Source organism: Janthinobacterium foliorum (assembly GCF_978021625.1).
Genome location: NZ_CDXDQE010000020.1, coordinates 70,518 through 77,390, shown reverse-complemented (window position 1 = coordinate 77,390; position 6,873 = coordinate 70,518). Strand labels below are relative to the sequence as shown.

Below are 6,873 nucleotides of genomic sequence, written 5' to 3'. Positions count from 1 at the left end.
CACCCGTTCGCCACTCGCCACCAGAGCAAGCTCCGTGCTGCCGTTCGACTTGCATGTGTAAGGCATGCCGCCAGCGTTCAATCTGAGCCAGGATCAAACTCTTCAGTTTAATCTCTGTTACTTTGCCCTTTTACAGGCACCATCATTGCTGATGGGTCGCTCACTTCAAAAACAACTGACAGGCCACTTCTTGCGAAGCGTCCTATTTCATTTATTTCTTCGTGAACATTTGATATTTTAAGTATGACGTTACCGAAGTAACGCTGCACTTGCATCAAATGTCCACACTTATCGACTGTTAATTGTTAAAGAACTGTATTCGGTTACTGCTTTCGCGCTATCGACAAAGCGTTGTGTTTGCCAGCTGCGAAGAAGGAAGAGTATGAAGCGTTTGCAGCATTTCGTCAACCTTCTTTTTACTGCATCGCCGTTGCCGGCGACCCCCTTGTTTCGCTAAAACCACTGCGTTGCATCGGGGAGGCGAATCATATCAAAGACCGTCGAAGTTTGGCAAGCGCTTTTCCAGGAAAGCGTGCATGCCTTCTTTTTGCGCCGGCGTGCCGAAAGCGGCCTGGAACAAACGGCGCTCATAAGCGACGCCATCGGCCAAGGTGGTTTCAAACGCGCGGTTGACGCAATCCTTGATCATCATGGCCACCGAGGTCGGCATGGCGGCGATGGTCTTGGCGGCGGCCAGGGTTTCTTCCAGCAATTTGTCCGCCGGCACCACGCGCGATACCAGGCCGATGCGCTCCGCCTCGGCCGCATCGATGGTGCGCGCCGTCAGCAACAGATCCATGGCCTTGGCCTTGCCGATGGCGCGCGGCAGGCGTTGCGTGCCGCCCGCGCCCGGCGTGACGCCAACCTTGATTTCCGGCTGGCCGAATTTCGCGCTGTCGGCGGCGATCAGGAAGTCACACATCATGGCCAGCTCGCAGCCGCCGCCCAGCGCATAGCCGGCCACCGCGCCCACCACGGGCTTGCGCACGCGCAGGATATGTTCCCAATTGCGGCTGATGTAGCCCTGGGTAAAGGTGTCGGGATACGTATAGTCAGCCATGGCGGCGATGTCGGCGCCGGCGGCAAAGGCTTTTTCGCTGCCGGTCAGCACGATGCAGCCAATATTTTCGTCAGCGTCGAACTTGAGCAGCGCATCGCCCAGTTCATTCATCATGTTGTCGTTCAAGGCATTGAGCGCCTTCGGGCGGTTCAGGCGGATGAGCGCCACTTTGTCCTGGATATCGATGATCAAGTCTTCGTATTGCATATAGTCTCCTCTGGATGAACACGGTAGCGACGATTGTAGCGGCTAACGGCAGCGGCGCGACAGGCGCGCTGGTATTATTCTGAGCCTGATCATTTTCATATCGAGCAGCAAATTTCCTCCTCCCTTCTCCAGTCACTGGCCAGCCGCCTGCGCGGCGACGGCAGCGCCGCCAGCGTGAATTTCCGCCGCCTGTGGTTCAGCAATGGACTCAATTGCTTTGGCGCCCAGATCACCTCGCTGGCCCTGCCCCTGTGCGCCGTGCTCTTGCTGCATGCGACGCCGGAGCAGATGGGCTTGCTCGTCGCCTTGCAGGCACTGCCGTTTGCCCTGTTCGGCTTGCCCGTGGGCGTGCTGCTGGACCGGCGCAGCAAGCACCCGATCATGCTGTTCAGCGAAAGCATGTCCGGCCTGGCCCTGGCCAGCGTGGCCGTCGCCTGGTGGTGCGGCGTGCTGTCGATGCCATGGTTATATATAGTGGGATTTATTATTGGCACGGGCTTCGTCGTGGGCGGTGGCGCCGAGCAAGTCTTTCTGACCTTCCTCGTGGGCCGTGACGGCTTGATCGATGCGCAGTCGAAATTTGCCGCCACCGAATCGGCTTCGCGCCTGATCGGCCCCGGCCTGGCCGGCGTGCTGGTGCAAGTGCTGTCGGCGCCCGTCGCCATCCTGTGCACGGCCTGCGGCTACCTGGTTTCCGTGTTCAATCTGCGTGCCATGAGCGTGCGCGACCCGCGCCCCGCACCATCCGATAAACACGCCTTGCGCGACATCGCCGATGGCCTGCTGTTCGTCTGGCACGAACCGCTGCTGCGGGCGCTGGCCTGGGGCGCCGGGATCTGGCACTTCCTGTTTTACGCCAGCATGGCCCTGGCAGTACTGTTTGCCACGCACGACCTGGGCATGAGCCCCGGCGTGCTGGGCATGACGCAGATGCTGGGCGGCGCCGGCGTCCTGCTCAGCGCCTTCATTGTCAAGCCGCTGACCGGGCGCTACGGCACCGGCCGCACCATTCTCATCGGCCTGGCCTCCACGTCCGTGTGCTTTGCCCTGACACCTGCCATCCCCGCCCTGCTCTTCGGCAGTGCGACAGCCACGGCCGTGGCGTATGCCGTGCTGATGTTCTTTTTTGATTGCGGCGTGATGCTGTTCTTTATTCCCTACCTGGGCTTGCGCCAGAAAGTCACGCCCGATGCCATGCTTGGGCGCATGACCTCGACCATGCGTTTCCTGACGGTGGCGACGGCGCCGCTGGGCGCGCTGGCTGCAGGGTGGGTGGCGGAACACTTTGGCGTGCGCAATGGCCTGGCTTGCATCGCGGCAGGCAGCATAGGGTTGACGCTCGCCATGGTATGGGGCACGCCCTTGCGTAGCGTGCGCACCTGAAGCGGTGAACGGGCATACACTGCTAAAAGATTGCCTTGACGACACTATTCACGACAAAGCCTGATCGGTTTGATTTACATCAAGGAATTAATTGACGTAAATCCATAAGCTGTATGACATCACTTGAGGAGCACGCCATGTTTAACACCATCTTATTTCCCACCGACGGTTCGCCGTTGTCCGACAAGGCCGCCGAGACGGCACTGGCCTTCGCCCAGCTGAACAAGGCCAAGCTGGTCGCCATCAGCGTGGTGCAGCCATTCCCGTTCTCGCCGATGGCCGATGGCGGCATCGTGCTGGACGCCGGCCTGTACGAACAGCAGATGCAGGAAGCGTCGCAGCGCGCAATCGACAAAATCGGCGAAGCGGCGCGCGCCGTCGGCGTGCCCTTCGAAGGCGTGGTCGCCGTCTCGCCCAGCCCGCATGAAGAGATTGTCAATGCGGCACAAACCTATCAGTGCGACATCATCCTGATGGCCTCGCATGGCCGCAAGGGCTTGAACAAGCTGTTCGTCGGCAGCGAAACGCAAAAAGTGCTGGCGCACACGCACTTGCCAGTGATGGTTTTACGCTAAGCGGAACCACACCTCCCGGCGCCGCCAGGATGCCCTAGCGCGCCGGCGCCTGTTTCGGCAACAATACCCACACGGCGCCGCTCTGCTTCATGCGGCCCGCATTCTCCGCCGCTTCCGCACCAAAACCAAAGAAATAGTCGACACGAATGGGGCCGCGAATGGCGCCGCCCGTATCCTGCGCCATCACCAGACGCTGCATGGGAATGTCGCTATTGGCTTGCGTAGTGGACAGGAACACGGGCGCACCGAGCGGCACATAGCGCGAATCGATGGCCACCGAGCGCTGCGGCGTCAGCGGCACGCCCAGCGCGCCCTTCGGTCCCACTTTCGGATCGGGCAAGCGCTCTTCCTTGAAGAAGACATAGCTGGGATTGGCATTGAACAACTCATCCTTGCGCGTGGGATGGCCGGCGATCCACGCCTTGATGCCTTGCGCGGACGCCTGGCTCATGGTCAGTTCGCCCTTGTCGACCAGGTAGCGGCCGATGGACTTGTACGGGTGGCCATTCTGGTCCGCATAGGCCACGCGCACGGTTTCCTGCGTATCCGTCAGCTGCACCCGGCCGCTGCCCTGCACTTGCAGGAAGAACGCTTCCACCTCGTCATCGACCCACAGCAACTCCTTGCCCGTGACGGCCGTGGCGCGTTCGATGTCGGCGCGCGTGGCGTACGGCACCACCTTCTTGCCGACCAGCTTGCCGCGCAGGCGCATGTTCTTCAATTCCGGATACACGCTGGACAGGTCGACGGAAACGAGGTCGTCCGGCACCTTGTACAGCGGCGTCTGGTACGGGCCGCCACGCTTGCGCGCGCCGTGCAGCAGCGGTTCGTAATAACCGGTCACCAGGCCCGTGCTGGCGCCATCGGCGGTGATGACTTGATTGGGCACAAAGAACGTCTCGAAAAACAGGCGGATGGCCTTGTCGCTGTCGGCATTCACCTGCCGCGCGATCGTGCACGACTCTTTCCAATCCGGGCGCTTGACCAGCACGCCGCAGGAAGCCATGAAGGCGGGCCAGGCGGCGCGCATGTCGTCACGCGCCCAGCCTGGCAAGGCGGCAAACCTGGCCGGCACGAAAGTGGGCGCGGCCGTATCCGTCGCGTCCTTGGCGTCGGCCGGTTTGGCCGGCACCGGCTTGACGACGGTCGGCGCGATCGCGGGCGCCTTGCCGGGCACGGCGACGGGCTCGGCCGGCGGCGTGGTACAGGCGGACAGCGCAAGCGCGACGCCGCCGATTGAAACGAGTAGACTACCGCGTGTAAATAAACGACGGTTCAACAATAAGCTGCGGGTAAATAACATAGGGGTGCGTATGTGGATCTTGATGATAGAGGCGCTGGTGGCGTTCTTCTTGCTGGCATTTATAGTCTGGTGGACCATGTATTCGGGCAAGAAGCCCGCACCGCCAGCGCGCAAACAGATAAGCGAAGAGCAGGACGCCACCGAAAAACTGAAATAAGCGGCGCGCGTCCGCGCCATCTGATTAATGCAGGGTGCGCGGCACGGACAGCACGAATTCGGGAATCGGCGCTTCGAACTGATGGCCATCTTCGGCCACGCAGAAATATTCGCCGCGCATCGAGCCTTGCGGCGTGCCCAGCATGGTGCCACTCGTGTATTCGAACTGTTCGCCCGGCTGCAGCAGCGGCTGGTGGCCGACGGCGCCCAGGCCGCGCACCTCTTCCACCTTGTTGTTCGCATCCGTGATGACCCAGTGGCGCGAAATCAGCTGCGCGCCCACGGTCCCCGTGTTGACGACGCGGATCGTATAGCTGAACACGTGCCGTCCCTGGTCCGGTGCCGATTGCTCGGGCAGGTATTGCGTCTTGACCGTTACCGTAAATTCATAAGTCGCCATCGTCATTCCTATTCAGACATTGTCTGTCGTGTATTGTGTGTCGCGCGTGCCTGATTAGCCACGGCGCGCCGTGTATTCTGTGTTGCAGCGTAGTGCAACGAGGCATGGTAGCGGCGTCAAGCGTAAAATAGCGCATCTTCGCATTTTCTCTCCTTTGGCTACTTCACCATGACTACATTCCGTATCGCTCCCAGCATCCTGTCCGCCGACTTTGCCCGCCTGGGCGAGGAAGTGCGCAACGTCGTTACCGCCGGCGCCGACATCATCCACTTCGACGTGATGGACAATCACTATGTGCCGAACCTGACCATCGGCCCGCTGGTGTGCGAAGCGATTCGCCCGCACGTGCAAGTGCCCATCGACGTGCATCTGATGGTCAAGCCTGTCGATCGCATTATCCCGGATTTCGCCAAGGCTGGCGCGAACATCATCACCTTCCACCCGGAAGCATCGGATCATCTCGACCGTTCGCTGCAGCTGATCCGCGACAATGGCTGCAAATCGGGCCTGGTGTTCAACCCGGGCACGCCGCTGCACTACCTGGAACACGTGATGGACAAGATCGACATGATCCTGATCATGTCCGTCAATCCGGGCTTCGGCGGCCAGTCCTTCATCCCCCAGGCGCTGAAGAAAATCGCCGAAGCGCGCCGCATGATCGACGAATCGGGCCGTGACATCATGCTGGAAGTCGATGGCGGCATCAAGATCGACAACATCGCCGCCGCCGCCGCCGCCGGCGCCGACACCTTTGTCGCCGGCTCGGCCATCTTCGGCAAGCCGGACTACAAGGCCGTCATCGATGCCATGCGCGCCGAGTTGGCCAAAGTAGCGGGCGCCTGATGCGGGCGGGCACGGTGAAAGACCACGTACTGGCCGGCGTGCGCGCCGCCATCATCGACCTCGATGGCACGATGCTCGACACCGTGCCCGATTTCCATGTCGCCATCAACGGCATGCGCGCCGAGCTGGGTCTTGCGCCCATCAGCGCCGAGGCCATCAAGCTGATGGTGGGCAAGGGTTCGGAAAACCTGATCCGCACGGTGCTGGCGCTCGACTTCGATGCGGCCGGCGTGGAACAGCGCTTCGAGCAAGCCATGGATGCCTACCAGCGCCACTACCTGGCCATCAATGGCCAGTTCAGCACCCTGTATCCGGACGTGGAAGCGGGACTGGCGGCGATGCAGGCGGCGGGTTTGCGCCTGGCCTGCGTCACCAACAAGCCGATCGCCTTCGCCCTGCCCTTGCTGAAGCAGAAAAAACTCGACGGCTATTTCGAGATCGTCTACGGCGGCGACTCGCTGCCGAGGAAGAAACCGGACCCGCTGCCGCTGCTGCAAGTGTGCGCGGACTTCGACCTGGCGCCGGCCAGGGTGGTGGCCATCGGCGACTCGTCGAATGACGCGCAAGCGGCACGGGCTGCGGCTTGCCCCGTGTTGACGGTACCGTATGGCTACAACCACGGACACTCTATACACGACACCGATTCCGATGGTATAGTAAATACGCTGCTTGAAGCGGCCCATTTTATTAGCATGCAAAACAGACCAGCATACTGACCCACACCACACCGTGAACACGTTTCTCATCAAAAAACACAATGTCACCCAAACCGGCTCGATTGAGGCCTGGCTTTGGCGACGCTGGCAATCCTGGCAGGCCTAAGGGCCGAGCCGTGTAAGATTGCTGTCGGCTGCACGCGCGCATATTGCGCATCTGGCGTGCACTGGCAGGTTTTTTGATAACCCACCGCAGGGCTTGTGCATCGTGCACACGCGTCCCTGACGGC

General features: G+C 61.1%; 9 protein-coding genes and 1 rRNA gene. 5 read left to right on the top strand and 5 right to left on the bottom strand.

The features are described from left to right. The 3 genes from ACZ92H_RS28240 to ACZ92H_RS28230 form a co-directional block, all read right to left on the bottom strand. A 16S ribosomal RNA gene (locus ACZ92H_RS28240) occupies positions 1 to 109 on the bottom strand; the annotation flags it as partial. Further along, positions 108 to 275 (bottom strand): hypothetical protein, encoded by a 168-nt coding sequence (locus tag ACZ92H_RS28235; RefSeq protein WP_465051838.1) that lies wholly within the window; start codon positions 273 to 275, stop codon positions 108 to 110. The genes ACZ92H_RS28240 and ACZ92H_RS28235, both read right to left, overlap by 2 nt. A 215-nt stretch (positions 276 to 490) precedes the next feature. After that, on the bottom strand, positions 491 to 1,267 hold the full coding sequence (locus ACZ92H_RS28230; protein ID WP_131376044.1) for an enoyl-CoA hydratase: 777 nt from the start codon (positions 1,265 to 1,267) through the stop codon (positions 491 to 493). A 174-nt stretch (positions 1,268 to 1,441) separates the two neighbouring features. Here ACZ92H_RS28230 and ACZ92H_RS28225 point away from each other — a divergent pair, with 174 nt between their 5' ends. Both ACZ92H_RS28225 and ACZ92H_RS28220 read left to right on the top strand, forming a co-directional pair. Further along, positions 1,442 to 2,650 (top strand): MFS transporter, encoded by a 1,209-nt coding sequence (locus ACZ92H_RS28225; RefSeq protein ID WP_465051837.1) that lies wholly within the window; start codon positions 1,442 to 1,444, stop codon positions 2,648 to 2,650. Between the two features lie 137 nt (positions 2,651 to 2,787). Beyond that, a complete protein-coding gene (locus tag ACZ92H_RS28220; RefSeq protein ID WP_465051836.1) occupies positions 2,788 to 3,225 on the top strand; it encodes a universal stress protein in 438 nt (145 codons plus the stop codon). Between the two features lie 34 nt (positions 3,226 to 3,259). On the opposite strand, the gene mltA is transcribed toward ACZ92H_RS28220, so the two are convergent. Then, a complete protein-coding gene (mltA, locus tag ACZ92H_RS28215; protein WP_465051835.1) occupies positions 3,260 to 4,504 on the bottom strand; it encodes a murein transglycosylase A in 1,245 nt (414 codons plus the stop codon). A 34-nt stretch (positions 4,505 to 4,538) separates the two neighbouring features. On the opposite strand from mltA, the gene ACZ92H_RS28210 reads away from it, so the two are divergent. After that, positions 4,539 to 4,685, top strand: coding sequence for a hypothetical protein (locus ACZ92H_RS28210; protein WP_465051834.1), 147 nt, complete (start codon positions 4,539 to 4,541; stop codon positions 4,683 to 4,685). Positions 4,686 to 4,709: 24 nt separating this feature from the next. Here ACZ92H_RS28210 and apaG read toward each other — a convergent pair whose 3' ends face one another. Beyond that, complete coding sequence (gene apaG / locus ACZ92H_RS28205; protein WP_131376037.1) at positions 4,710 to 5,084, bottom strand: Co2+/Mg2+ efflux protein ApaG; 375 nt, start codon at positions 5,082 to 5,084, stop codon at positions 4,710 to 4,712. A 168-nt stretch (positions 5,085 to 5,252) separates the two neighbouring features. Between apaG and rpe the strand changes: the two genes are divergently transcribed. Together rpe and ACZ92H_RS28195 are read left to right on the top strand one after the other, a co-directional pair. Continuing rightward, positions 5,253 to 5,927: a ribulose-phosphate 3-epimerase gene (gene rpe / locus ACZ92H_RS28200; RefSeq protein ID WP_131376034.1), complete on the top strand. Its 675-nt coding sequence runs from the start codon at positions 5,253 to 5,255 to the stop codon at positions 5,925 to 5,927. After that, positions 5,927 to 6,643: a phosphoglycolate phosphatase gene (locus tag ACZ92H_RS28195; protein WP_465051833.1), complete on the top strand. Its 717-nt coding sequence runs from the start codon at positions 5,927 to 5,929 to the stop codon at positions 6,641 to 6,643. The genes rpe and ACZ92H_RS28195 overlap by 1 nt, the downstream gene beginning before the upstream one ends. Positions 6,644 to 6,873: the final 230 nt, after the last annotated feature.

What these genes read in the sequence shown, in the direction of transcription:
- ACZ92H_RS28235 (WP_465051838.1), bottom strand. Translation starts at nt 275, where the DNA reads ATGCAAGTGCAGCGTTACTTCGGTAACGTCATACTTAAAATATCAAAT.
- ACZ92H_RS28210 (WP_465051834.1), top strand. Translation starts at nt 4,539, where the DNA reads ATGTGGATCTTGATGATAGAGGCGCTGGTGGCGTTCTTCTTGCTGGCA.
- ACZ92H_RS28220 (WP_465051836.1), top strand. Translation starts at nt 2,788, where the DNA reads ATGTTTAACACCATCTTATTTCCCACCGACGGTTCGCCGTTGTCCGAC.
- ACZ92H_RS28230 (WP_131376044.1), bottom strand. Translation starts at nt 1,267, where the DNA reads ATGCAATACGAAGACTTGATCATCGATATCCAGGACAAAGTGGCGCTC.
- ACZ92H_RS28195 (WP_465051833.1), top strand. Translation starts at nt 5,927, where the DNA reads ATGCGGGCGGGCACGGTGAAAGACCACGTACTGGCCGGCGTGCGCGCC.
- rpe (WP_131376034.1), top strand. Translation starts at nt 5,253, where the DNA reads ATGACTACATTCCGTATCGCTCCCAGCATCCTGTCCGCCGACTTTGCC.
- apaG (WP_131376037.1), bottom strand. Translation starts at nt 5,084, where the DNA reads ATGGCGACTTATGAATTTACGGTAACGGTCAAGACGCAATACCTGCCC.